Annotated in this window: 22 protein-coding genes, 1 pseudogene and 1 riboswitch; of the genes and pseudogenes, 15 read left to right on the top strand and 8 right to left on the bottom strand. The window is 46.0% G+C overall.

From position 1 onward, the window contains the following. Window positions 1-2: 2 nt before the first annotated feature. Window positions 3-359, bottom strand: a complete 357-nt coding sequence (locus GZN30_RS14710; protein ID WP_075648063.1) for a YibL family ribosome-associated protein — start codon at window positions 357-359, stop codon at window positions 3-5. A gap of 223 nt (window positions 360-582) precedes the next feature. Between GZN30_RS14710 and GZN30_RS14705 the strand changes: the two genes are divergently transcribed. Together GZN30_RS14705 and GZN30_RS14700 are read left to right on the top strand one after the other, a co-directional pair. Then, complete coding sequence (locus GZN30_RS14705; RefSeq protein ID WP_075648064.1) at window positions 583-1,368, top strand: DUF4344 domain-containing metallopeptidase; 786 nt, start codon at window positions 583-585, stop codon at window positions 1,366-1,368. Window positions 1,369-1,575: 207 nt separating this feature from the next. Then, window positions 1,576-3,237, top strand: coding sequence for a methyl-accepting chemotaxis protein (locus GZN30_RS14700; RefSeq protein WP_075648065.1), 1,662 nt, complete (start codon window positions 1,576-1,578; stop codon window positions 3,235-3,237). Between the two features lie 82 nt (window positions 3,238-3,319). Here GZN30_RS14700 and GZN30_RS14695 read toward each other — a convergent pair whose 3' ends face one another. The 3 genes from GZN30_RS14695 to GZN30_RS14685 form a co-directional block, all read right to left on the bottom strand. Further along, entirely contained in the window at window positions 3,320-3,919 is a 600-nt protein-coding gene (locus GZN30_RS14695; RefSeq protein ID WP_075648066.1) for a copper resistance protein NlpE, read from the bottom strand. Window positions 3,920-4,114: 195 nt separating this feature from the next. Further along, complete coding sequence (locus GZN30_RS14690) at window positions 4,115-5,566, bottom strand: NAD-dependent succinate-semialdehyde dehydrogenase (protein ID WP_075648067.1); 1,452 nt, start codon at window positions 5,564-5,566, stop codon at window positions 4,115-4,117. Between the two features lie 96 nt (window positions 5,567-5,662). Then, window positions 5,663-6,553: a LysR family transcriptional regulator gene (locus GZN30_RS14685; RefSeq protein WP_075648068.1), complete on the bottom strand. Its 891-nt coding sequence runs from the start codon at window positions 6,551-6,553 to the stop codon at window positions 5,663-5,665. Between the two features lie 83 nt (window positions 6,554-6,636). Between GZN30_RS14685 and GZN30_RS14680 the strand changes: the two genes are divergently transcribed. The 3 genes from GZN30_RS14680 (at window position 6,637) to GZN30_RS14670 (ending at window position 9,017) form a co-directional block, all read left to right on the top strand. Continuing rightward, window positions 6,637-6,852, top strand: a complete 216-nt coding sequence (locus tag GZN30_RS14680) for a DUF2798 domain-containing protein (protein ID WP_075648069.1) — start codon at window positions 6,637-6,639, stop codon at window positions 6,850-6,852. A gap of 70 nt (window positions 6,853-6,922) precedes the next feature. Beyond that, window positions 6,923-7,984: an HlyD family secretion protein gene (locus GZN30_RS14675; RefSeq protein WP_075648070.1), complete on the top strand. Its 1,062-nt coding sequence runs from the start codon at window positions 6,923-6,925 to the stop codon at window positions 7,982-7,984. A 22-nt stretch (window positions 7,985-8,006) separates the two neighbouring features. Continuing rightward, window positions 8,007-9,017, top strand: coding sequence for a DUF2955 domain-containing protein (locus GZN30_RS14670; RefSeq protein ID WP_075648071.1), 1,011 nt, complete (start codon window positions 8,007-8,009; stop codon window positions 9,015-9,017). Between the two features lie 62 nt (window positions 9,018-9,079). Here GZN30_RS14670 and GZN30_RS14665 read toward each other — a convergent pair whose 3' ends face one another. From GZN30_RS14665 to GZN30_RS14655, 3 genes are all read right to left on the bottom strand, one after another. Then, window positions 9,080-9,796, bottom strand: a complete 717-nt coding sequence (locus GZN30_RS14665; RefSeq protein ID WP_075648126.1) for a YebC/PmpR family DNA-binding transcriptional regulator — start codon at window positions 9,794-9,796, stop codon at window positions 9,080-9,082. Window positions 9,797-9,896: 100 nt separating this feature from the next. Next, window positions 9,897-10,106 (bottom strand): DUF3283 family protein, encoded by a 210-nt coding sequence (locus tag GZN30_RS14660; RefSeq protein WP_075648072.1) that lies wholly within the window; start codon window positions 10,104-10,106, stop codon window positions 9,897-9,899. Between the two features lie 144 nt (window positions 10,107-10,250). Continuing rightward, complete coding sequence (locus GZN30_RS14655; protein WP_075648073.1) at window positions 10,251-10,448, bottom strand: PA3496 family putative envelope integrity protein; 198 nt, start codon at window positions 10,446-10,448, stop codon at window positions 10,251-10,253. A 371-nt stretch (window positions 10,449-10,819) separates the two neighbouring features. On the opposite strand from GZN30_RS14655, the gene GZN30_RS14650 reads away from it, so the two are divergent. The 10 genes and pseudogenes from GZN30_RS14650 to thiE all read left to right on the top strand — a co-directional run bounded on the left by GZN30_RS14650 (window position 10,820) and on the right by thiE (window position 19,105). Further along, complete coding sequence (locus GZN30_RS14650) at window positions 10,820-11,668, top strand: ABC transporter ATP-binding protein (RefSeq protein WP_075648074.1); 849 nt, start codon at window positions 10,820-10,822, stop codon at window positions 11,666-11,668. After that, window positions 11,665-12,597, top strand: coding sequence for an ATP-binding cassette domain-containing protein (locus GZN30_RS14645; RefSeq protein ID WP_075648075.1), 933 nt, complete (start codon window positions 11,665-11,667; stop codon window positions 12,595-12,597). Before GZN30_RS14650 ends, GZN30_RS14645 begins: the two co-directional genes overlap by 4 nt. Further along, a complete protein-coding gene (locus GZN30_RS14640) occupies window positions 12,594-13,067 on the top strand; it encodes a transcriptional regulator (protein WP_075648076.1) in 474 nt (157 codons plus the stop codon). Before GZN30_RS14645 ends, GZN30_RS14640 begins: the two co-directional genes overlap by 4 nt. A gap of 279 nt (window positions 13,068-13,346) precedes the next feature. Beyond that, a riboswitch (TPP riboswitch) is annotated at window positions 13,347-13,456 on the top strand. A 98-nt stretch (window positions 13,457-13,554) separates the two neighbouring features. Next, window positions 13,555-14,406, top strand: coding sequence for a bifunctional hydroxymethylpyrimidine kinase/phosphomethylpyrimidine kinase (gene thiD, locus GZN30_RS14635; protein WP_075648077.1), 852 nt, complete (start codon window positions 13,555-13,557; stop codon window positions 14,404-14,406). A 5-nt stretch (window positions 14,407-14,411) separates the two neighbouring features. After that, the gene (locus tag GZN30_RS14630) at window positions 14,412-15,164 is read left to right on the top strand and encodes an ABC transporter ATP-binding protein (protein ID WP_075648078.1); all 753 of its coding nucleotides are present in this window, start codon (window positions 14,412-14,414) and stop codon (window positions 15,162-15,164) included. A 58-nt stretch (window positions 15,165-15,222) separates the two neighbouring features. Further along, window positions 15,223-15,957: pseudogene (locus tag GZN30_RS14625) on the top strand (ABC transporter permease); the annotation flags it as partial. Between the two features lie 22 nt (window positions 15,958-15,979). Continuing rightward, entirely contained in the window at window positions 15,980-16,930 is a 951-nt protein-coding gene (locus GZN30_RS14620; protein ID WP_075648080.1) for an ABC transporter substrate-binding protein, read from the top strand. A gap of 18 nt (window positions 16,931-16,948) precedes the next feature. Beyond that, on the top strand, window positions 16,949-17,620 hold the full coding sequence (gene tenA / locus GZN30_RS14615; RefSeq protein WP_075648081.1) for a thiaminase II: 672 nt from the start codon (window positions 16,949-16,951) through the stop codon (window positions 17,618-17,620). Window positions 17,621-17,629: 9 nt separating this feature from the next. After that, window positions 17,630-18,430 carry a hydroxyethylthiazole kinase gene (gene thiM, locus GZN30_RS14610; RefSeq protein WP_075648082.1) on the top strand — a complete coding sequence of 267 codons (801 nt, stop codon included), beginning with the start codon at window positions 17,630-17,632 and terminating at the stop codon, window positions 18,428-18,430. 57 nt (window positions 18,431-18,487) lie between these two features. Next, window positions 18,488-19,105, top strand: a complete 618-nt coding sequence (thiE, locus tag GZN30_RS14605) for a thiamine phosphate synthase (protein WP_075648083.1) — start codon at window positions 18,488-18,490, stop codon at window positions 19,103-19,105. A 237-nt stretch (window positions 19,106-19,342) separates the two neighbouring features. On the opposite strand, the gene GZN30_RS14600 is transcribed toward thiE, so the two are convergent. Further along, window positions 19,343-21,313, bottom strand: coding sequence for a replication initiator protein RctB domain-containing protein (locus GZN30_RS14600; protein ID WP_075648084.1), 1,971 nt, complete (start codon window positions 21,311-21,313; stop codon window positions 19,343-19,345). Window positions 21,314-22,558 lie beyond the last annotated feature (1,245 nt).

The raw sequence follows: 22,558 nt of genomic DNA, 5'->3' as shown, positions 1-22,558 counted from the left end.
GATTAGAATTTCTTCGGTGCGAAACCTGTCATAGCCTCAAGACGTAGTTGCTTACCCATTTTTGTCATTGGGTGCACAATCACTAGACCTTTCACCGACTTCTTCAACTTACCCAAATCAGCTTGTTCTTCTTTAGTAATTTCACGAGAGAATGGCATATCCAACAGAGTCTTACGCTCTTTGTTCAAGTCGTAATCTTGCTTGCCACGTAGCGAATTCACTTTCTTGGTCAGATCCTCAACTTCATCCGTAAACTTAGTAATCATTGGTTGATCGTTACGGGTTTTCGCTGCATCTAGCTTACGCTGTGCACTATCTAAACGGTTATGAAGTTTTTGCAGATCTTGCTTTAAGCTCATGGCAATTAGTCTCTCTCGAATAATAAAGGGCGGCGAGTTTATCACACTCATATCTAGAGCCCTAATTATAATCGATTCCATCCTAAATTCGCAGCCATGTAAATTGCCTATCTCCCATCTCATCATGCTTTGGGGGTTAGTCGCATATCATTAGGTAAAAACTGGCACAGCCAAACTTCACCTCTTAATATTAAATTAAGTCTCGATAAACCAAGGTCTTGCCATGTTTAGCCATTTAACTCAGTGTATACGTCTACTCTCTCTGTGGTTGCTTTTCGGCGTTTTTGCTGCCAATGCCAATATACAAGTCATCTATCTCGCTCCGGAATCACAACAAGAAACACAAGCCAAACAAGCCATCCTAGACAGTGAAGTCAATCTGCTTTTAGTCGAGCTATCTAAGCAGCACTTCCCTTTCAAAAACAAGCTCACCATTCGTTATGGTGGCGATGAAGGACCGCTATACGACCCTCAAGAACACACCATGCTAATGCCGTACAGTTTTTATAATCAAGCGCTGCACTATTTTGAGGAAAATCAGTACCAAGAAAAATTTGGTCGCTCAGCGCAATCAGGCGCGATTGACACGATTTTGCATACGTTGCTGCATGAAGCTGGTCATGCCTACATTGAAGACCAATCGATCCCGATTTTAGGTAAAGAAGAGGACGCGGTTGATAATTTTGCCGCAGTCATCATGCTGGAATACGTAGAAGATGGCGACAATGCAGCGATTAGTGCTGCCGATATGTTCGCCTTCGAATCGGAAGATAGACCCGAGTATTATCAAGCCGATGAGTACATTGGTGAGCACAGTTTTGATTTGCAACGCTATTTCTCAACTTTATGCTTGGTTTTCGGCAGCGATCCACAAAAGCATGTCGATCTACTTAACGAAATCGACAAAGATCTCCTTAACGAAAGAAAAGATAACTGTGTTTCTCAATATCAAATCATAAGCAATAATTGGCATATTTATCTAAAAAACAAAGATAATACATACTTTTAACACAGACATATCAGCAAGTATCGCCAAGATTAACCAATAAGTTGCAGCCAACCCAAGCTGCAACTGGTTCTTTTGCACCAATAATTAAATTTTATCCCCTTCAGCTTCACAGTAATCTGCCGACACAATTGTTAACATACTTCATACGCTTGCAACACAAACGCCTGCAGTTTGTACAAAATAGAAAAACGAGTGCGGAAACCATTTATGAATTTAACAATAAGAACACGTCTTTATTTGATGTCTTTTTTACCTCTGCTGTTGATTACGATGGGTGTCATGGGAGTAACCTATGTCAAGACAACTGGCTTAACAGCGCAGCAGGTTGAATCCACCAGCAGTACCATGATGAGTCAAAAAAAAGGTGAACTAAAAACCTACGTGCAAATGGCACGCTCAGCTATCCAGCCTTTTTTAGATCGTGGCGCTTCGTTACAAGAGGCACTGCCAACTCTGCGCGAGCTTGAGTATGGTGAAAACGGCTATATCTTTGGCTATGACTCAAAAGGTGTGCGTTTATTCAATGGTAAAAGTGATAAAGGCATTGGCGATAACTTCCTAAACTTGCAAGACAAACAAGGTAATTATCTGATCCAAGACCTGATCAAAAATGCGAGAACCGGTGATTTCACTACCTACTATTTCCCTAAATTGGGCGAGACCGTCGCGCTACCGAAACTCAGTTATTCAATCTATATCCCTGAATGGGATTTAATGATGGGTACCGGTTTTTATACTGACGATATCGATGCTGTTATTGCTGATATGAACAGCAATGCCAACCAAGCCTTAGAAAACACTCTGTGGATGATAGTCCTTTTCTGTGCGGGCATCTCAGCGGTAGTCGCATTTGCAGCCATTGCGATCAACCGCTCTATCATGAGACCACTTGAGCAGTTTGACCAATCGATTCAATCGTTCGCTAATGGCGACGCTGACTTAGCCGCACGTATGGAGCTGTTTAAGGCACCTGAATATCGTCGTTTAAGTCAAAACTTTAATGCCTTTGTTGAAAGCCTACAAAACATCATCCGTAACGTAAGCGATGTGGGTCAGCAAGTGGTATCAGAAACCACCAGCATGTCCTCTCGTGCCGCGAAAGTGGATGAGTTAGCCACCGGTCAGCGTGAAGAAACTGAGCAAGTTGCAACAGCGATGACGGAGATGACCACCACCGCACAAGAGATCTCCAATAATGCCAGTCAGGCGGCAGAATCAGCACGTGAAGCCGACAATAATGCGCTTGAAGCGCAACAAGTCGTTAACGCCGCGGCGAACTCTGTCGGAGCACTTGCTGATGAAGTACATCATGCGACAGAGGTTATCTCTCGCCTCGAAGGTGATGTTCAAAACATTTCTTCATCGCTAGAAGTGATTCAAGATATTGCCGAGCAAACCAACCTACTCGCGCTCAACGCAGCGATTGAGGCAGCACGTGCTGGTGAGCAAGGACGAGGCTTTGCCGTCGTCGCCGATGAGGTGCGTAAACTAGCAAGCCGCACTCAAGAGAGTACCGGTGAAATTCACAATATGATAGAACAGTTGAAATCGGCTTCGGACGATGCTGTACGCGCGATGGAAAGCAGCCAAAACCGCAGCTCAGATACGGTTAGTGAAGCGAATGCTGCGGCTGAAGCCTTAGTCAAGATTCAGCACTCCATTGCAACCATTATGGATATGAACTCACTGATTGCCACAGCAACAGAACAGCAGAGCTTAGTTGGACAAGAGATTTCTGAGCGTATTGTGGTCATTTCCGATCAAAGTGCGCAATCAGCTCAGCTTGCCAATGAAAACCGCGCTGGCAGTCAGAACCTCAACGGTCGAGCCAATGAACTATACGAACTGGTTAACCGTTTTACAGTGTAAACTTGCTCAACATTTAAACAGCCAAGACAAAAAAAGTGACCATTCGGTCACTTTTTTATTGGTATGAGTAGCACCAATGCCATTATTTTTGTTGCACTAAAGTGTAGTTATCCGCCATCGCACCTTCCACTTTATTACCATCAACATCAAGCATCATCAGTACGTTTTCACCAACGAAAAACTGCTGTGAATCATCTTTTTCAGACAAAGTAATGGTGTCACCTTTGCTGTTCCACACAAATTCACCTGTCGACTTATATTCACCCTCTTCGCCTTTACCTAAATAAACTTGATCATAAGAGTAGGTGCCATCAAAGTTCAGAGTTAGCGACGTCGCAATTCCAGAGCAATCAGCACAAGGCATGGTCCCCATGTAATTGCCTTCCCAATCCAGTGAGTTGCGCGCACTGTGGGTTAATCTCGGCTCATCAGCCTGCTCGGTTTCCGGTCTTAAAGTACTACTTGCTGCTGAAATCGTTGATTCAGCGGCAGACTGAATAGTTTGAATGCCCTCAGTCACAGTTTCAGTTACTGTTTCAGTCACGCTATCTAATGGCTGGGCATCGGCTGGTTGTGCTGCCTGTTCCTGTGGCGCTTGACCAATCGGTTCACTTGGCGCTTCATCTTGACACCCTGCGAGTACAAACGCAGAACTCGCCAATATTAATAGTGTTTTTTTCATCATCTTTCCTTATTCAACAACTGCTATACACCCTTGTAATCATAGGAGTGTTTCTGTTGCTTAAGTCAGAATAAAAGCAAATTACTGATCCGCTTTTGTCAGGAATCCTTGATATACAAGAAAAAAGCACCAATTTGTCATACTACTTTCAACCATTTTGGTGACAAACCGACACCTTAAGCTAATCAGTCAAACTTACCGATCTAACCCACCCATCAGCAGGTATTTCATTTCGAGATACTCTTCCATCCCGTGACGCGAACCTTCGCGCCCAAGCCCGGACTCTTTGACGCCACCAAATGGGGCGGCGGCGGTTGAAATTAAACCTTCATTGATCCCCACCATGCCGACTTCGAGAGCGTCAGCGACGCGCCAAGCTCGACCAAGCGACTGGGTATACAAATAGGCAGCCAAACCTGAATCCGTATTATTGGCACGTTCCACCACCTCTGCCTCAGTGTAAAAGCGAAATAGCGGAGCAAGTGGACCAAAGGTTTCTTCATCTGCCACCAGCATTTCGTCTTGCATTTGCGTTAACACAAAAGGCTCAACCAGTAAGCTGTCGTCTTGGGGCAAGTTGCCACAGAGTATTTGCGCCCCTTTACTCAGCGCATCTTCAACATGTGAGCGCACTTTCGCGACCGCATTGGCGTTAATCAGGGGGCCAATGGTGACATCAGCGGCAAAACCGTCACCAACTTTGAGCGCTTTAACTCGCTCAGCAAGCTTGCTGGCAAACTCATCATAGACTGCATCGTGAACAAATAAGCGATTGGCACACACGCAGGTCTGCCCTGCATTGCGAAACTTCGCAATCATCGCCCCTTCAACTGCCGCATCAATGTCTGCGTCATCAAATACGATAAATGGCGCGTTGCCGCCTAGCTCCAACGCCATTTTCTTTATTGTTGCGGCTGACTGGTTCATTAAAATCTTGCCGACATTGGTTGAACCGGTGAACGACACTTTGCGCATCCGCTTATCAGCAGTAAACACGCGTCCAATCTCAATCGCATCACCAGTCACAACATTAAACAAGCCATTTGGCAGACCAGCTTCTTCAGCCAACTTGGCTAATGCGAGCGCGGTGAATGGGGTTTCTGGTGCGGGCTTTAATACCATCGCGCAGCCTGCGGCAAAAGCAGGTGCACATTTGCGGGTGATCATCGCGGCGGGAAAGTTCCACGGCGTGATGACGGCCACCACACCGATCGGTTCTTTAGTAACCAGGATTTTGCCGTTTGGACGATGACTAGGGGTGATTTCGCCATAAGCACGACGCGCCTCTTCGCTGTACCAGCGCACAAAACTGGCTGCGTAGGTGATCTCCCCTTTTGCCTCTGCAAATGGCTTACCTTGCTCAAGGGTTAAAATAGTCGCGAGATCATCAATATGTTCGACTAATAACTCATACCATCTGCGTAGAATGTCGGCTCGATGATCGGCGGTCGTCTGCTTCCACAAGGTAAAAGCTTGCTGGGCTGCATCGACACATTCTAGCGCTTCTGCTGCCCCAAAATCAGGAACATGACCAATCACCTCACCATTGGAAGGGTTAGTAATCGCCTGTTGCTTTCCGGTCGCTGCGCGCCACTGTCCATTAATAAAACAGTGTTGTTGGAACAATTGTGGATACTTAAGCTGCATACTTTCCCCATTAGACTCAATTTTCGGGCTACAGTAGCAAACATTAGTCGAGGTTTTAAGCCAGTGCTGTGCAACCTAAGTTTCGCTCTAAGGTCATTACCAAATCTTTTTCACTCCTTGCAGCAAGGCTTCAATAAATAATGACAGCGCACGCGGCTGATAACGGCGCTGTTTATAGACCAAATAGGCTTTGCGATTGCTGCGGTTATACTCAGGTAACACTTGCTGCAAATTTTGTTTTGCTGCTGGCTTAACGTGGCGCAAGGGCAAAGAGGCGACGCCAATCCCTTTTTCAACCGCTTGGATCACCGCCAAGATATCATTCACGACCAGTTTGGGCTGAATCGACATCACCTCCACCAGCTCATCTCCGCGATAAATCGGCAAGTCGATTATGTTATCGACCGACACCCACTCTTGTTCACGCAGCTGTTCTAAGTTAGTGATTGGTGCCACTCTCGCCAAATATTCTGGGCTGGCAAAAAAGCCGTGCTTGGCTTCAAACAGTGGTCTGGCAATCATCCCTTCCATCTCGCGCAAATCAAAGGTCATCAGCAAATCGCGATCGGTTTGCGGGACAAGCTGCTCTTGGCTTAATACCAGATCAAGCTGTACCTTCGGATAACGCTGGAGAAACTCCTCAACCACATCTTCAGCAAAACCACGGTAGAAATTGTAGGGTAAGGCGAGTTTGATTTTGCCCTCCACATCTTGGCGATCTTCGCTCAACTGTTCAAACGCGGCTTCGATACTTTCCATACCACTTTTGAAAAGATTAAAAGCATGTATACCGGATTCTGTCGCCGCCAATTCCCGACCTTGTTTCTCCAATAATCTCACGTTAAGCCTCTCTTCTAGCGCGTTTAAACGGCGTGACATAGTGGAAATCGGTAGACGTAACTGACGTGAGGCTTCTTGTAGCGAGCCGAACTCAACGACTGCGCAAAACAGATAGAGATCATCAATATTTCCAAATATGGAATTCATACTTCTAATCCTGCTTATTTTTCCATTTATTGAATGGTTATATAGTTTCTTTATCGCAAAGCCAAGCAAGACAGGAGAAAAGCATGAACACAAAACAATTTTGGCTCACCGCACTAATGTCCTCTTTCACGATGGCGCTAATGATGTCTGGCGTGCTGTCAGGCTACAAGCTTGGCTTTAGCAGTGATTGGTCTCTGATCTGGTTAGAAAGTTTCAGTTTAGCTTGGCCGTGTGCGCTATTTCTCAACCTGACCGTATTACCGCAAGTTCGCCGGTTAGCTGCATGGATAACAGCTTAACCAAAAAACGTGATTCAATGAGAAGAACAGACAAGGAGGTGAAAAATAATTCAGCATAAAGAGAAGCCTAATGACAGAAAAATTCTACCAATACCTACTTTACACCGTTCTCAGCATCACCATCCTTTTCTCACTCTTCTTGGTGGCTGCTGATAATATTGCCCCTTTTACCACTCAAGCGTCGTTACATCGCACCATCGCGACCATTGCACCCGAAACCTCTGGGGTAATTGAACAGGTCGCGGTGAAAAATGGTCAACACGTACAAGCAGGCGAGACGCTATTCCGCTTAGATGATCAAGGCTATCAGCTCAAAGTTGCCCAAGCCAAAGCAGAATTGGCGCAAGCACAACAAGCATTTCTAGCCAGTACACAACAGCTTAACGTCGCCAAACAAACGCTGCTTCAAAAACAAGAGCAAGAACGCAATGCCATCGCCAAACTGACGCGTAATAAAGCCTTGTACAAGAAAGGACTCACCACCACGCAAGCGATTGAAGACAGCGAACTGAATGTGAAAGTAGCCAAAAGTGCTTTGCTTGCCGCGCAAGCCGACATCATGCGCATCGAAGCGCAATTGGCAGACAGTGACAGCAATGCCGCCATCCAACTGGCTAAAGCGAAGTTAGCCAGTGCCGAGCTCGATGAGCAGCACACTCATATTACGGCGCAAACAAGCGGCACCGTCACCAATTTACAATTACAACCAGGCAGCTACATCAGCCAAGGCACCACCGCTTTACTACTAATAAACGAATCTCAAGCGTGGCTAAGCGCCGATTTCAATGAAAAAGGTATCAGCCACTTAAATACCAACAATCACGCTTATATCGCGTTTGACGCGATTCCAGGTCAGGTTTTCACTGGACATATTGAAAGCCAAGAGCGTGCAATTCGTGATAGTGATAACAGTAATGGTCAGCTGGTTGATGTGGTCAACGATACCCGTTGGATCCGTGAGCAGCAAAAAGTACGCGTGCGTATTGTGCTAGACGATATGCAACCAGAAATGGCGCAGCGCTTAATTTCCGGCTCAAGAGCATCTGTATCGGTACAAAACGGTTCAACCATCATTGATGCAATCAGCTACAGCTGGATCCACCTAGTATCACTGTTCCGTTATATCTACTAATTGGCAGACAAAGGTGATGAGTATGACATTCCCTTCCCTATTCCAATTTGATCAAATATCGCAGCGCAATGAGGCGCTGCGTATCACGCTGGCGATTACGGTGTGTATGGTGCTGGGTAAGCTGCTTAACCTTGGATCCCCAGTCTATTTAGCACTCTATCCAACCATTATCATGACCAAGGCGAAAGACTATTCTTGGTTAGGTTTAGGCAAAACCCTAGCGCCAACACTACTCGCGGCAAGCTGCGCTTTAGTGGTGAGCAACACCTTCTCACAACATCCATTTATTATTTGGACCATTAGCCTGATCTTTTTCGATTGGATGCGCCGCAGAGCAACAACCCCCGCCAAAATGGGCGCCATGTTGATGCCAACTTTCAACTGGATTTTGGTGATCGTCTTTGCTCAGCACACCAGCGCCGATATGACCACGCGCATCCATGAAATCTTGATTGCTATGGTGATCACCACACTGGTGTGCAAAGCCGCTGTGGCACTGTTTCCAGTTGCCAGCAAAGGGAAGCCGCCAGTGTTTGAAGAGACACCGGTTAACGCCGAGCAACGGCTATTGTCGCTTGCGCTAATTGGTATTGGCGTTGGTTTTTTACTGCAGGTCGAAATGTTATCCGCCACTTTCTGTCTGGTTCCGGTGATTGCCGCAGCTACCCAAAGCCAAGCCGATGCGTTTCGCCAAGTGGTGGAAAGACGTTTTATCACCCAAGTGGGCGGTTGTGCGCTGGCGTTTATTTTTACCTTAGTGCTGTCTGGTCACCAGACCAACATTGGGCTGTACGTAATCTTACTTGGCAGTTTGATCTTTCTGCTTGCCAGCATGATGGCTAAGGCGGATTTCAAACTGCGTGACCTTCATGGCGACGCCCTACTCGCGACTATGTTGCCAATTCAACTCTATATTGGTGCGAATGAGATGGGCTTAGAGCGTACCTTCCTGCGCGGCTGGCAACTGGCGGTCACACTCGGGATTTTATTTACGCTCTACACACTGGTCACGCGCTCACGTAAACCAGCATGATATTTCGATATAAAAAAAGGCTTCGCAATTGCGAAGCCTTTATCGTTTGTCACCCGCTCAAATTAGATTTCAGCGTTGTGGTAAACTTGTTGTACGTCATCACAGTCTTCTAGAAGGTCTAGGAACTTCTGGAATTTCTCTTGATCGTCAGCACCGATTTCATGGTAAGACTGAGGAACGAAAGTGATCTCTTCAACGTCAAGAGTAAGCTCTGGGTACTCAGTGTTTAGAGCCGTTTTCACTTTGAAGAACTCAGTGTTTGGCGCGTAAACAGTGATCACACCGTCTTCAAGCTCGATGTCCGTTACATCACAGTCAGCCATCATTAGCGCTTCTAGTACTGACTCTTCATCTTCGCCTTTGAACTGGAATACAGCTTGGTGAGCGAACATGTGAGATACAGTACCTTCAACACCAATTTTCGCGCCTGTTTTCACGAAACATTGACGTACGTCTTGGAAAGTACGGTTACCGTTATCTGTTAGACAGTCAACGATTACACTAGCACCACCTGGAGAGAAACCTTCGTAGCGCGCTGGTACGTAATCTTCACCGCCGCCGCCGTTAGCTTTGTCTAGTGCTTTTTCGATAACGTGTGCTGGTACTTGGTCTTTCTTCGCTTTCGCGATTAGGTGACGAAGTGATAGGTTCATATCTGGATCTGAACCACCGTTTTTCGCACTCATGTAAATTTCTTTACCGTATTTGGAATAAACTTTAATTTTTGCGCCTGCAGTTTTCGCCATAGAGGCTTTGCGCACTTCAAAACTTCTTCCCATCGGGACGATCTCTCTTAATTTAAATTTAACGCGAAGGATTTTAGCAAAAATTCGAGGCTTTTCAATTTCGCCTCTCATACCTGATTAGGTAAGCTTGGGCTTACGCGACACCCATAAGTCGTTTGTATTTTACCACACACTCAGTAAACCAAGTACGTTCAGCATCATCGACGATCTTTCCTGCTTGTTGATCAATCTCATCAGGTCCTGCTTTGGCTTCTTTCAGCTTCCACACAAGAAACGCAGCTTGCTTATCTAGCTCCACTTTGTTCTTTTCATCTGCGGGTAACAACGACAAATTTACCGACATAGTCAGATCTCGATTAAAAATACGAGGCGGAAATATACCACAACAGAAGTAAATGTTGAGAAAAGAAAATGGGGTGAGATCAAAAACAACAAAGGGTGGCTTACAGAATAGCCACCCTACTGGAAAGTATTGCCTTAATTTGGCTTAGTGGAGCAAACCTAGCTCTCGAGCTTCTTCGATTGTTAAGCCGCTTTCACGAATCTCGCGAAGTGCCTCAATGCGGCGACGAGCTTCAGCTGATTTAACCATTGAAGTAGGTTTGTGTGATTCAACTTCTTCCGTGAAGTCCCACTTACTTGCAATACTTGTCATTTCATCATGGTCTAAAGAATTGATGGACATAAAAACCTCCGCGAAAAACCATGCAAGGGACGAGGTAATCTTTAGCAAACGCGACCCTAGCTTGTTAAGTACAATTGGTCGAGAATGTGACTTCGATAATAGTTCAAATAGCGATAATAAAATTCACTGAAAATTGCTTTGCACCCACCGAAATTGCGCTGTACATTTAAAAAATTCCCCTGTGAAAACCTACCTTGTTTTAGATCACGCAAAGCGCAAAATTCCATCAGCGAATTCCTGTGCCAACCCTTCTTTTATCTCCATGCTCACTGGCTATTTTTAGATCAACTTCACCCTTTTATCTCAGACTTCTTTTCTCATTCGAAATAAGAGTTAATGATAATCATTATCCTTACCAATCGAGTGTCGTTATGAGTGAACATTTTTTACAGCATGCTTTTCATGCCAATCCAATCATACAAATACGCAATTTGTGTGTGGACTACATCACCGACAACGGTGATTTTAACGCCGTGAAGTCGGTCAGCTTTGATATCGGCAAAGGTGAAATCTTTGGGCTTGCCGGAGAGTCTGGTTGTGGTAAGAGTACCATTGCTTTTGCTATAAACCGCTTACATAAGCCGCCAGCATTTATCTCAGGGGGACAAATTCACTTTGAAGGTCGTGATATTCTCAAATTGCCTGAGAGTGAATTCAACACCATTCGCTGGAGTGAAATTGCCATGGTATTCCAAAGTGCGATGAACTCACTCAACCCAGTGTTACCCGTGCAAGAACAATTCGCTGATGTACTGCGCCACCATCAAGGTCTAAGTGAAGAGCAAGCGAAAAAGCGCGCCGAACAGCTACTGGATTTAGTCAATATCCCTCGAGAACGTCTCACTGAATATCCTCACCAGTTCAGTGGCGGAATGCGCCAACGGCTCGTTATCGCGATAGCCCTCTCCCTTAACCCCAAAATGATCATCATGGATGAGCCGACGACTGCGCTCGATGTCGTGGTGCAACGAGAGATCTTGCAACAGATCTACCAATTGCGTGAAGAGTTTGGTTTTTCGATTCTGTTTATTACCCACGATCTGGCACTGATGACCCAACTCTGTGATCGTATCGCGATCATGCGTCACGGTGAGATTGTCGAAGTGAATACCTCCAAAGAGATCCGTGTTAATCCGCAACACGCTTATACGCAAAAACTATGGGCATCGTTCCCGAATATCCATGAAGGTAAACATCAAACGCAAGGAGCGCCAGCATGAACGAACCCATCATCCAAGTTAATGATATCGTAAAAGAATTTAATGTCGGAGGCGGTTTCTCTGCCGTAGAACGTTTTAAAGCGCTGCAAGGGGTGAGCTTTAATCTGCATAAAGGTCGCACGCTGGCGTTAGTGGGTGAATCAGGCTGTGGTAAAAGTACCTGTGCCCGCTTGATCACTAAAGTCTACCCTACCACCAGCGGTGAGATCTTATTTAAAGGGCGTAATATTGATGAGATCAACAGCCGTAAAGATCTCCTCGATTACCGCAGTAAAGTGCAAATGGTATTCCAAGATCCGTTTGGCTCACTCAATCCCACTCATACTATTCGCCACCATTTAACTCGCCCACTGAAGATCCACAAGCAAGTGACAAATAACGCTGAGATCCCAGCGAAATTAAATGAGTTGATCCAACTGGTTGAACTGGCACCCGATACGCTCGATAAGTACCCCCATGAACTGAGTGGTGGTCAACGTCAACGAGTGAACTTAGCCCGCGCACTCGCGGTTGGCGCGGAAGTGATTCTCGCCGATGAACCCACCTCGATGCTCGACGTTTCCATTCGACTTGGGGTACTAAACCTAATGCAACGGATGAAGCAAGAGCTCGGCATTGGCTTTTTGTATATCACTCATGACCTTGCGACAGCCCACTACATCGCGGAAGAGACCGCAGTGATGTACAAAGGGCAGATCGTTGAATGGGGTGATACACAATCCATTTTGACCAATCCACAGCATCCTTACACCAAACTACTGATTTCCGCCGTGCCCGATCCCGATCAGCCATTTGGTCATTTGGTCGAAAGTGAACCAAACTATTCTCAACAAGCGGATGAAATTCGTGCCACCAGCGCCATCGTGCAGCACGGTGTGCGACAGGTTGGTCCAAATCACTTTGTAAAACAGTGGGATGATGCAGCATGATCAAACTAGAATCTTGGGTAGAAGCGATCTCTGATTGGTACCAAAACCGGAAGCATGATCAAGATGATTCCTTGTGTTCATTGATCCTTTCTGTTCCTGATTCTGTTTGGGGTCCTCAAGTCACCGAACTACAAAGTAAAGCCATCGCCTGCTGGTTAGATGGCTGCCTGCGGGTTTTTCATGGGTTGCGCTACAGCAACCCAACTAAAGCCTACCAATATCTGCAACTGGCTAGCAGTAAGTTGCAGGCAACCGCGAGTCAACCTCTTGCCGAGCTTGAGCTACGAGACTGGTCAATGAAACGCCTCCAACACCTTACTGTACTGGCACTGGAGTTTTGTAATCAACAACCACAAAGCCAGTGGCAACAAGAGTCGGATAACTTGATCGAATCACACGTGCAATTTATGGCAGCGCATAATTGGAATGAACCTCGAAAGCATGATCAAGGCAAAGCTTCATTTCATTGATCTACACCGCAATTCACTTTAACCCGCCTTGATCATCTTTCCGCAATTCGATTCATGCTTCCGATTGTTTAAAGGGCTTAGCGCCCTATTCTCGCCCTGCTTGCTTAAATCTGACAAACCACCAATCGCGGTTTGTTGCTATGTTTATCCATCAATTGCTTAATCACGCCTCTGATTCAAAGGGAACCCGGAAGTGTGATCAAGGCAAATATCTTTCAATCAGCAGACGATAAACATCAGGCTTGTTGTAGTAGTTATCAGTATGAGCTGATACTATCTCTCACATAGTCGGGGGGCTGTTGCCATTGTGCAAAGGCTGAGATCGAATTTCGAGACCCGTTGAACCTGATTCAGTTAACACTGACGTAGGGAACTATCAACACTTTGCTACCACTTACATTCCGCACCCTAGCGTCGATCCGTTTTGTGATCGCGTTAATGCTCCTGGTCAAAGTCAGTTCCTATCCGTCAGACAATAGGAGCGACCATGGCGCACACAAGCCAAACCATTACCGCAAACTCTTCTACTCACACGCCAATTGTGCTCACTATCGCGGGTTCAGACAGTGGCGGCGGCGCAGGAATCCAAGCTGACATCAAAGCCATATCAGCAACGGGCAGCTTTGCTTGTTCCGTAATTACCGCCATCACATCGCAAAACACTCAAGGCGTTTCCGCTATTTTTCCGATCCCATTAGCGCACGTTGAGAGCCAATTAGACGCCGTGTTTACCGATCTCAATATCGTCGCAGTCAAAATCGGTATGCTGGCAGATGCGAATATCATCAAGGTCGTCGCGAATAAAATTAAGCAATACCAACCAAGATTTTTGGTGGTGGATCCGGTGATGGTTGCTACCAGTGGTGACTTGCTGCTTGAGCAATCTGCCATTGCCACCTTAAAAAGCGAACTGCTGCCTTTGGCGGATATTATTACCCCGAATCTTCCTGAAGGCGCGGCTCTGACTTCCCTAGCTATACCTCAATCTCAAGCTGAAATGAATGACATGATCAGCGATCTTCGCCAGCTTGGTGCCAAAGCGGTGCTGCTAAAAGGCGGGCATCTAGAAAAAGATCTTAACAGTAACGATCTGCTGATCACCGCCAATCGAGCTGAATTGATCAGCGCCAAGCGTCACCAAACCAAAAATACCCATGGTACAGGCTGTACCCTCTCTTCTGCTATTGCCTCATACCTTGCGCAAGGCAATGAATTGACCGAGGCGGTTAAGCTCTCTAAACACTACATTTCGCAGGCAATCGCCCACGCTGATGAGCTGCAAGTCGGTCAAGGTCATGGACCTGTGAATCATTTCTTTGCTTACGCCGCAAAGCAGTAAAGCCAATGACGACACAAGCTTTGGGCGTGGAAATCAATCACGCCTACTTACAGTACCAAACTAACGTGGTCGCCACGCTAGCCAACGTTAATATGTCGATTCCTGCTGGATGTTGGACTGTATTGTTGGGGCGCAGTGGCAGTGGCAAGACCACACTTTTACGCTATCTTGCTGGATTGCTAGGTGACAGCGTCACTCTTAGTGGTGAGATACGTTCAAGTGATGATCAACCTTTTGAACAACGCATTGCCTACATGGCACAACAAGATTTATTGCTGCCTTGGCTCAACGTGTTAGATAACGTCTGTCTCAGCGCCAAATTTACTGCAAGTGATCAGCAGCAGATGCAAGACAAGGCACTAGCGCTGCTTGAACAAGTCGATCTCGCTCAATATGCCAACACAAAGCCCGATCAATTATCTGGAGGCATGCGCCAACGAGTCGCATTGGCGCGTACCCTGATGCAAGACAAGCCGCTGGTGCTGATGGATGAGCCATTTTCTGCGCTCGATGCGGTTACTAGGCACAAACTACAACGACTTGCTGCTGAATTACTCGCCAACAAAACCGTGATTCTAATCACCCATGATCCACAAGAAGCGGTGCGCTTGGCTGATCAGCTTTATGTACTGCAGGGAACCCCAGCACAAGCGGTCAAGCTTACGGTACCCAGTACCTTGCCGCCAAGAAGTCTCGATGCCGAGTGCGCGGCGCTGCAACAAGCGATTTTACATCAATTGGAGCGCGACTATGACTGATATAACCCAAGGGTCAACGCCAGCAAAACTGCTTGATGAGCGCGAACAGGTCCACCGCCCAGTGCTCAGACTCATCTTTAGCGCATTAATCATCCTCGGGTTATGGCAACTGATTGTGGTGGCATTTGATATGCCGAGCTTTATCCTACCTGCCCCACTTGATGTACTGCACACCATGCTCAATCGCTACCCTGTACTGCTCAAACATAGCTGGGTAACAACGCAGGAGATCTTACTCGGCTTGGGGCTTGGTATCACGATGGGGTTATTGTTTGCCCTGCAAATGTTGTTGTTTGAGCCCCTAAGACGCTGGTTGCTACCCATTCTTATCGCCAGCCAAGCGATTCCTGTTTTTGCCATTGCACCGATATTAATGCTTTGGCTCGGCTACGGCATCGCATCCAAAGTGGTGATGGCTGCAATCATTATCTTCTTTCCTGTAACAACTTGTTGTTACGACGGACTACGTAATACCCCAACGGGTTACCTCGACCTTGGCAAAACGATGGGCGCATCTAAATGGCAATTGTTACGCCATATTCAATTACCTGCCGCCTTACCGACCTTAGCTTCGGGTATTCGTGTTGCTGTTGTCATCGCACCAATTGGCGCGGTGGTTGGGGAGTGGGTGGGCTCCAGTGCGGGATTGGGGTATCTGATGCTGCAAGCCAATGCCCGCATGATCATCGATGAAATGTTTGCCGCGTTATTTATTTTGGCTGCGATTTCTGTCGCGCTCTATTTCATCACCGACAAATTACTAAAAACCGCCATTCCATGGGAAAACAAATAGGCGACTTCAACAAGGAATAGACATGTTAAACATCAAATTCGTACGCGTAACGGCTCTGCTTGCTAGCCTCATATCCACTCACGCTTTAGCGCAAGATAAACCTATTAGCTTAATGCTCGACTGGTTTGTAAACCCCAACCATGGACCGATTGTCATTGCTCAACAAAAAGGCTATTTCAAACAACATGGTTTGCAAGTCAATATCTTAGAGCCAGCTGACCCAACCATGCCCCCTAAGCTCGTCGCCGCTGGCAAAGTGGATATGGCAATTTCATACCAACCAAATTTGACCATTGATGTTGCGGCTGGGCTGCCTTTGATCCGCTCTGCCACCCTAATAGCGACACCGCTAAATACCCTGATGGTGCTCGACAATGGTCACAGCAACCATCTGAGTGATTTAAAAGGCAAGAAAATCGGCATCGCTATCGCGGGTAATGAAGAAGCGACGATCGGTACTATGCTAGCAAGCGCCAATGTGAGCTACTCAGATGTAGAGATCATCAACGTCGGTTGGGCACTCTCTTCGTCACTCGCTTCAGGCAAAGTGGATGCAATTTGGGGTGGTTTACGCAACTTTGAAACCAACCAATTAGCATTAGAGGGCTATCAAGCCAAAGCTTTCTTCCCTGAGGAACATGGAGTACCAACTTATGATGAGTTGGTTTTTGTTGCCAACGCAAACACCTATGATAAACAAGCCATTCAAGCCTTCAACCAAGCGCTCGAGCAGGCGACAACTTATATCGTCAATCACCCTAAGCAAGCTTGGCAAGAGTTCGTCAGCTACGCGCCTGACACACTCAACAATGAACTAAACCAACGCGCATGGAATGACACGTTAACCCGCTTTGCCCTGCGTCCTGCCGCAGTGGATCTCAAACGTTACGACGATTATGCCCAATTTATGTACGCACAAAAGATCATTACCACGCTACCAAAAGCACAAGATTACGTACCAAATTTCAACTAATACTGGGATTTACTCATCATGCAATACCAAGACTTAATTGAGGCATGCCAAGAAGATTGGCAGCAATATACTCAGCATGACTTTGTACAACAATTAGCAAAAGGCACCTTGCCACAGGCTTGTTTTCTTCACTACCTCAAGCAAGATTTCTTATTTCTCAAACAGTATGCTCGTGCCTATGCGCTGGCAATTTACAAGGCTCGCACACTTGATGATATGCGTCGCGCATTGCCAAGTGTGCATGCTCTGCTCGATTCAGAAATCGCTCACCATGTGAGCTATTGCGAGCAATGGGGGCTAACGGAGGCAGACCTTGAAAACGAAGCCGAAGATTTTGGCACCGTTGCCTACACCCGATATGTGTTGGATGCCGGTATGAGTGGTGACCTGGTCGATCTCTATGCCGCTCTTGCTCCTTGCTCTATTGGCTATGCCACCATTGGTCATCTGTTGATCAATGACCCACAGACTCAGATTGAAGGTAACCCGTACGCAAGCTGGATCCAGTTATACGGAGGCGATGAATTCCAAACCGGAGTCGCCTCAGGTGCTGAACACTTCAACCAGTTACTCGCCGACATAGAGATTGATAGCGCTCGCGGGAAAAACCTCATCCACGTATTTAAAACCGCGACTCGTATGGAAATTGCCTTTTGGCAGCAAGGGCTTGATGCCCATTTAGTAAAATAGGAAACAGCCATGTTAATCGAACAAATTTCGCAAGCTCTTAATGCCGTTCGCCAGCAAAAACCGCTGGTGGTTAATATCACCAACTATGTCGTGATGAACAACACCGCCAATGCCTTACTGGCTATAGGCGCTTCTCCTATCATGGCGCATTCAAAACAAGAAATGGCTGAAATGCTCTCTTTTGCCGGGGCTCTGGTGATCAATATCGGCACTCTCGATAGTGTTTGGACGCCAAGAATGAGGTTTGCGGTTGAGCAAGCCAATGCCAATGACAAAATCGTCGTACTCGACCCTGTGGCCTGTGGTGCCAGTAGTCTAAGAACGGAAACGTCGCGTCAAATTGCTCGCTTAGCAGACAAGCTCATCATTCGCGGTAACGCATCGGAAATTATCGCCTTGGCTGGTGAACAAGCGCAAAGCAAGGGCGTTGATGCGCTCGACAGCAGCGACGCGGCACTTGGTGCTGCCCAGTTCTTAGTCAAAGAGTACGGCGCCAACGTGGTGATTTCCGGAGAGACCGATTACGTCGTTACTCTCAAACGCACTGTAAAGCTCTCTAATGGCGATAAAATGATGCCATGCGTCACTGGGATGGGTTGTACATTATCGGCGCTTACAGGCGCATTTGCAGCGGTTGGTGAGGATACTGGCGTCGCTGCGGCGGCAGTACTTGGCGTCGCGGGTGAAATTGCCGCACAGCAAGCAGCGGGTCCTGGCAGCCTACAAACGGCGCTGCTCGATACTCTCTATCAGCTTGAACCTTCTGATCTAGTCGCGCGCATCAAGCTGCAAATGAGCGAAAACGCTTAATCCATTTCACTCAGCCGCTCCTGCTTATCGACAAGTAGGAGCGCAATAGGAACTCTTATGAACCCTTACCGTTTATATTTGGTCACCGATGACCAGCAGGATCTCGCGACTCTACTAAACGTGGTTGAGCAAGCAGTCGCTGGTGGCGTCACTATGGTTCAGGTACGTGAAAAACATGGTGATATACGTGCGTTTATTGAACGCGCCATGGCAGTCAAACAAGTACTGCAAGGTACAGGCGTGCCGCTTATCATCAATGACCGAGTTGATGTCGCTTTAGCCGTTGATGCCGATGGCCTCCATCTAGGGCAAAGCGATCTGCCGGCGAGAATCGCTCGCAAATTGATTGGTCCGGATAAGATCCTCGGTTTGTCGATCGAAAACGAAGATCAGCTCAATGTCGCCGATCAACTGCCCATTGATTACATCGGGCTCAGTGCGATCTTTGCGACGCCAACGAAAACCAATACCCAAAAACATTGGGGCATCGCAGGTTTAGAGTTTGCGCTTCGCAAAACAAGGCTGCCTATCGTGGCAATTGGGGGCATTAATCGCGCTAACATTCCTCAACTTAGCGCAACGGGTGTTGATGGGCTGGCACTGGTTTCTGCCATTAGTCACGCGGAAGACCCAAAGTTAGCCGCTCAGGAACTGTTGGCGTTAATGCAACGATAACGGAAAAAATCAGCAAAATTTAGACAAAAAAAAGCGAGTTCATAAGAACTCGCGAACAATTCAGAATGAATGTAACAATATGAGCCAATCTATAGGATAGGAAGTATCCTTAAATTTCATCAGAAAGGACAAAAGGTTGTCTATTCGTGATTAATCATAACGTTTGGCTCAGTTGCATTGTCAGTACTCTGTCAGCGTAATGTAGTAAAACTGTTCATTTACTATTCAAGCACTTGTTTAGATTGCCACCTCATCAAGAGCACGGAATACCGATTCATCAAGGTGACCGTCCATCACCTGTTTACATACTTTGCGTCTTACCGCTAAGCCCGCGATTAATCGTTCAATCGACAGATGTTTGTTATCGCTTTGCGTATTGTACAGTTCAACCATCTTACTCAAGGTTTGGTAAGGAATAGGATCTTCACCCACTCTCAGCCAATCAAGCTTGTCAATCAACTCCAGACACTCTTCTCGGATAGATCCTTGGGAATGCCCTGTCATTGCCGCTAAAGCCGCTATACTGCGTTCTAGCGCCTCCTCAGAGGTATATTTAGATAAGGTTATGGTAATTTCGTCAGCATTAATCTCAACTAAGTGCTTTTTCTGCTTAACACGACGACCCAAATTGCCCTTTGGTGAGCGTTCTTTGCGTTGAATCGGCTCAAATTCGCCATCAATGATTTGTGAAAGCTCGTCTAATTGCTGTCGAGTGACCATCTCGTTACGTAATGGGTTAGGCAGGGTTGGCGCCATATTACGTTTACCCGCGTTAGTTGTACGAGCTCGTGAGTAGCGCAGCACCTCCTCCACATCACATTTAATATCAACTTGATAGTCTGTGATCTTGTTCTTTTCGGCAATGGCAGAGATCGTTAAGTGGTAACCCCACAAATTGACCACAAAAAGATCCTCAGACCCTTTACCATCGGATAGTCGCTTCAGCTCACGGATCAGATCCATCGAGAATCGGCGCCATTCAATGTTACGCGCCAATTTCTGATTCAGCTCACTCAGTAGCATCACATCAGTATGGCGACGCGACATACGACTACGGAAGTAGCTGTACAGTTGGAATACCAAAGTGTGCTGCTTCAAAATTTCTGGCGGAAATAGGAAGAAATAATCTCGAGTTAGCAGTTCTTCGTAGAACGACGGTTCCCAAACGAGGATATACAAGTTCGGTTTAATACGAATTTCACCGTCAGCGCCCTCAGTAGGAGCCTCTTCCGATGCCGTAATGGTGCGTGCAATGAAACGGAAGCGATCACTTTTAAAGCCTTCAGGCATGTTTTCGCTTAACCAGCGACCTGTTAGTTCATGCAACTGAAAATCGGTAAATTCGATACGATCAATACTGTCACGAATCGAATCGCGTGCTGGTCCGCTATCTTTTTTGCCACGCAAAGAGAGGATATCCGTGATGTAGAGTGGCGTTTTGTTCGGCGTCTGCTTCGCATCAAGCTGGTATTGATGCTGATGGTGATCGTGATATTGCACGGTCAACGTAAACAGCGCAAATAAGGTCATCAGATCATCGACCGTCATAATATTTTTTGAAGATCGTGTCTCGATCACCGCGCGTGTACCAGAGATCGAAACCATCGATTTTTGATAGTTTTTGCGGGTTCTTGGTGGCGCGAGCGCTTGATCGATAATGCCCGCCCAGTTTGTCGGCGATACCACAAACTGATCCGCTTCATCTTTCATCGCTGGTGGCGTGTTAAGACCATACTCATTAAGCAGTCGCTTATTCACTTGAGTCTGCGCAAGTGCTTTTGAACGCTTTTTCTTTTCTGTTTGTTTGACACTTTCGGTGACTAAGCTGGTGGCACCTAAGGCTGAAATGAGCTTATTTGGGTTAACAAACTTGTGCAGCATCGTTTTTCCGGCTAAACCTTCTTCAAACTTAACCGGAATTTGATCAAACAAACCGACATTGACCGCGGCACGTAAACGTTGCTGGATCGCGGCACGGGTAATCTGTCCATCAGTTGCTTCGATGAGTTCGGTAGTTGAAACTAACCCATCTTTACTGCGAAACCCGCGTAATGAGATCAAGTTAAGTAATTCAACGATGCTTTTGGTGACACCTTTAAAGTGTTGGTATTGTTCGATCCAGTCTACGGCTGCTTCGGAGACTTCAAATAGATGTCCATCCTTATGACTGCGTGGGGCTTTGATCAGTATTTTTTCTTCTGAGCTCATTCTTGGATCCGTGTCACATAAGCCGTAATATCGATATAGTTCCCGAAGAATAAAGAAAAAAAGATCATAAATAAAGAAAAAACTTATTGTTCTTTTAAACTGATCTTTCTGATTATATTGATCTTAATTGATTATATGATCTATTGATCTGAATGGAATTTTGCTTCTAAGTAACTGAAAGTAAAGTTATATTTTTTTTAGCTTGTGAAAGCATGATCATGGTTAGACCGAAAACATGATCACTACCGCAAGGAAAGCATGATCAAACATTTTAGAAACGATGATCATGAAAGTTTTGAAACGATGATCAACAGTACCTAAGAAGCATGATCATCATAGTTACACACCTTATCCACAGCCGGATCTTAGCTTTTGGCGATGCAAATAGGTCTTTGCCTGGTATTACTCGCAGTAATGTCGAAACGATGATCAAGGTAGGGTCTTATTCTACGCAATTTTGCCGCTTATATCATCAATCGTGTCATTGAAATTTCAACTCTTATAACTAAAAGCATGTTTTCGACATTGAAAATAGATATCCGCAAGCATGATCAAGGATTTCAATGCGTTTGCTTTCCAAATCGAATGTCGCATCGATTTCGCTCGGTTCTTAGGCTTATTTTGCGCAAAGCTAGTGTTCATCAGCATTTCACCGTAAGTTAGCTCAGAATTCTCATGCTTCCGGAACAATGACGACCTTGATCATTGATCCTATTTTGGATCTCTCTTCTTAGTGGGTTCTAAGTTGATGCTTCGACACCAAATCGCCTTGATCATTTTTCCGTAAATGGGTTTTACACACGAAAGCATGATCATGATAGCTTCCTTGATCATGCTTTCAGTTCTGCAACGCTGAATACAGTGAAATGTAGAGAGCATCAGCCTCATTTCATCGTGAATTCTACTATCGCTCAATTTCCAGCTGAAATTGTTAAAGTCCATTTGACACTGTCCGTAAATTATCGTGGTTTTTTAATCGTTCCGGTAAAGTTGGATAAAAGACACCCAAAAATTATTTTTTACATTGTAAATTAGTGACGCTGTAACACTTTTGTTTTGTGGTGTTAGCGGGAGTAAAGCGTGACAAATTGAATGGTCATTTTTTAACTAATTTGTCTCACAAATCATTAAAAGGCTAAGTTTGTCTCAATTTAATGTGATGTTTGTCGATTGTAGTATGTTCACCTTTTTATTGTAAAAAGCATTAAGTGCTGTACAATAGCGTTAGGTTACTAATAACGGAAT

The sequence above is a fragment of the Vibrio ponticus genome, assembly GCF_009938225.1.
In the GTDB taxonomy this organism is placed as follows: Bacteria; Pseudomonadota; Gammaproteobacteria; order Enterobacterales; family Vibrionaceae; genus Vibrio; species Vibrio ponticus.
This window is presented reverse-complemented; position numbering and strand designations above follow the sequence as displayed.

Coding starts and splice junctions, on each gene's coding strand:
- GZN30_RS14670 (WP_075648071.1), top strand. CDS start 8,007: ATGACATTCCCTTCCCTATTCCAATTTGATCAAATATCGCAGCGCAAT.
- tenA (WP_075648081.1), top strand. CDS start 16,949: ATGCAATACCAAGACTTAATTGAGGCATGCCAAGAAGATTGGCAGCAA.
- thiD (WP_075648077.1), top strand. CDS start 13,555: ATGGCGCACACAAGCCAAACCATTACCGCAAACTCTTCTACTCACACG.
- GZN30_RS14630 (WP_075648078.1), top strand. CDS start 14,412: ATGACGACACAAGCTTTGGGCGTGGAAATCAATCACGCCTACTTACAG.
- GZN30_RS14685 (WP_075648068.1), bottom strand. CDS start 6,553: ATGAATTCCATATTTGGAAATATTGATGATCTCTATCTGTTTTGCGCA.
- GZN30_RS14705 (WP_075648064.1), top strand. CDS start 583: ATGTTTAGCCATTTAACTCAGTGTATACGTCTACTCTCTCTGTGGTTG.
- GZN30_RS14710 (WP_075648063.1), bottom strand. CDS start 359: ATGAGCTTAAAGCAAGATCTGCAAAAACTTCATAACCGTTTAGATAGT.
- GZN30_RS14695 (WP_075648066.1), bottom strand. CDS start 3,919: ATGAAAAAAACACTATTAATATTGGCGAGTTCTGCGTTTGTACTCGCA.
- GZN30_RS14640 (WP_075648076.1), top strand. CDS start 12,594: ATGATCAAACTAGAATCTTGGGTAGAAGCGATCTCTGATTGGTACCAA.
- GZN30_RS14700 (WP_075648065.1), top strand. CDS start 1,576: ATGAATTTAACAATAAGAACACGTCTTTATTTGATGTCTTTTTTACCT.
- GZN30_RS14660 (WP_075648072.1), bottom strand. CDS start 10,106: ATGTCGGTAAATTTGTCGTTGTTACCCGCAGATGAAAAGAACAAAGTG.
- GZN30_RS14650 (WP_075648074.1), top strand. CDS start 10,820: ATGAGTGAACATTTTTTACAGCATGCTTTTCATGCCAATCCAATCATA.
- thiE (WP_075648083.1), top strand. CDS start 18,488: ATGAACCCTTACCGTTTATATTTGGTCACCGATGACCAGCAGGATCTC.
- GZN30_RS14665 (WP_075648126.1), bottom strand. CDS start 9,796: ATGGGAAGAAGTTTTGAAGTGCGCAAAGCCTCTATGGCGAAAACTGCA.
- thiM (WP_075648082.1), top strand. CDS start 17,630: ATGTTAATCGAACAAATTTCGCAAGCTCTTAATGCCGTTCGCCAGCAA.
- GZN30_RS14675 (WP_075648070.1), top strand. CDS start 6,923: ATGACAGAAAAATTCTACCAATACCTACTTTACACCGTTCTCAGCATC.
- GZN30_RS14655 (WP_075648073.1), bottom strand. CDS start 10,448: ATGTCCATCAATTCTTTAGACCATGATGAAATGACAAGTATTGCAAGT.
- GZN30_RS14690 (WP_075648067.1), bottom strand. CDS start 5,566: ATGCAGCTTAAGTATCCACAATTGTTCCAACAACACTGTTTTATTAAT.
- GZN30_RS14600 (WP_075648084.1), bottom strand. CDS start 21,313: ATGAGCTCAGAAGAAAAAATACTGATCAAAGCCCCACGCAGTCATAAG.
- GZN30_RS14645 (WP_075648075.1), top strand. CDS start 11,665: ATGAACGAACCCATCATCCAAGTTAATGATATCGTAAAAGAATTTAAT.
- GZN30_RS14620 (WP_075648080.1), top strand. CDS start 15,980: ATGTTAAACATCAAATTCGTACGCGTAACGGCTCTGCTTGCTAGCCTC.
- GZN30_RS14680 (WP_075648069.1), top strand. CDS start 6,637: ATGAACACAAAACAATTTTGGCTCACCGCACTAATGTCCTCTTTCACG.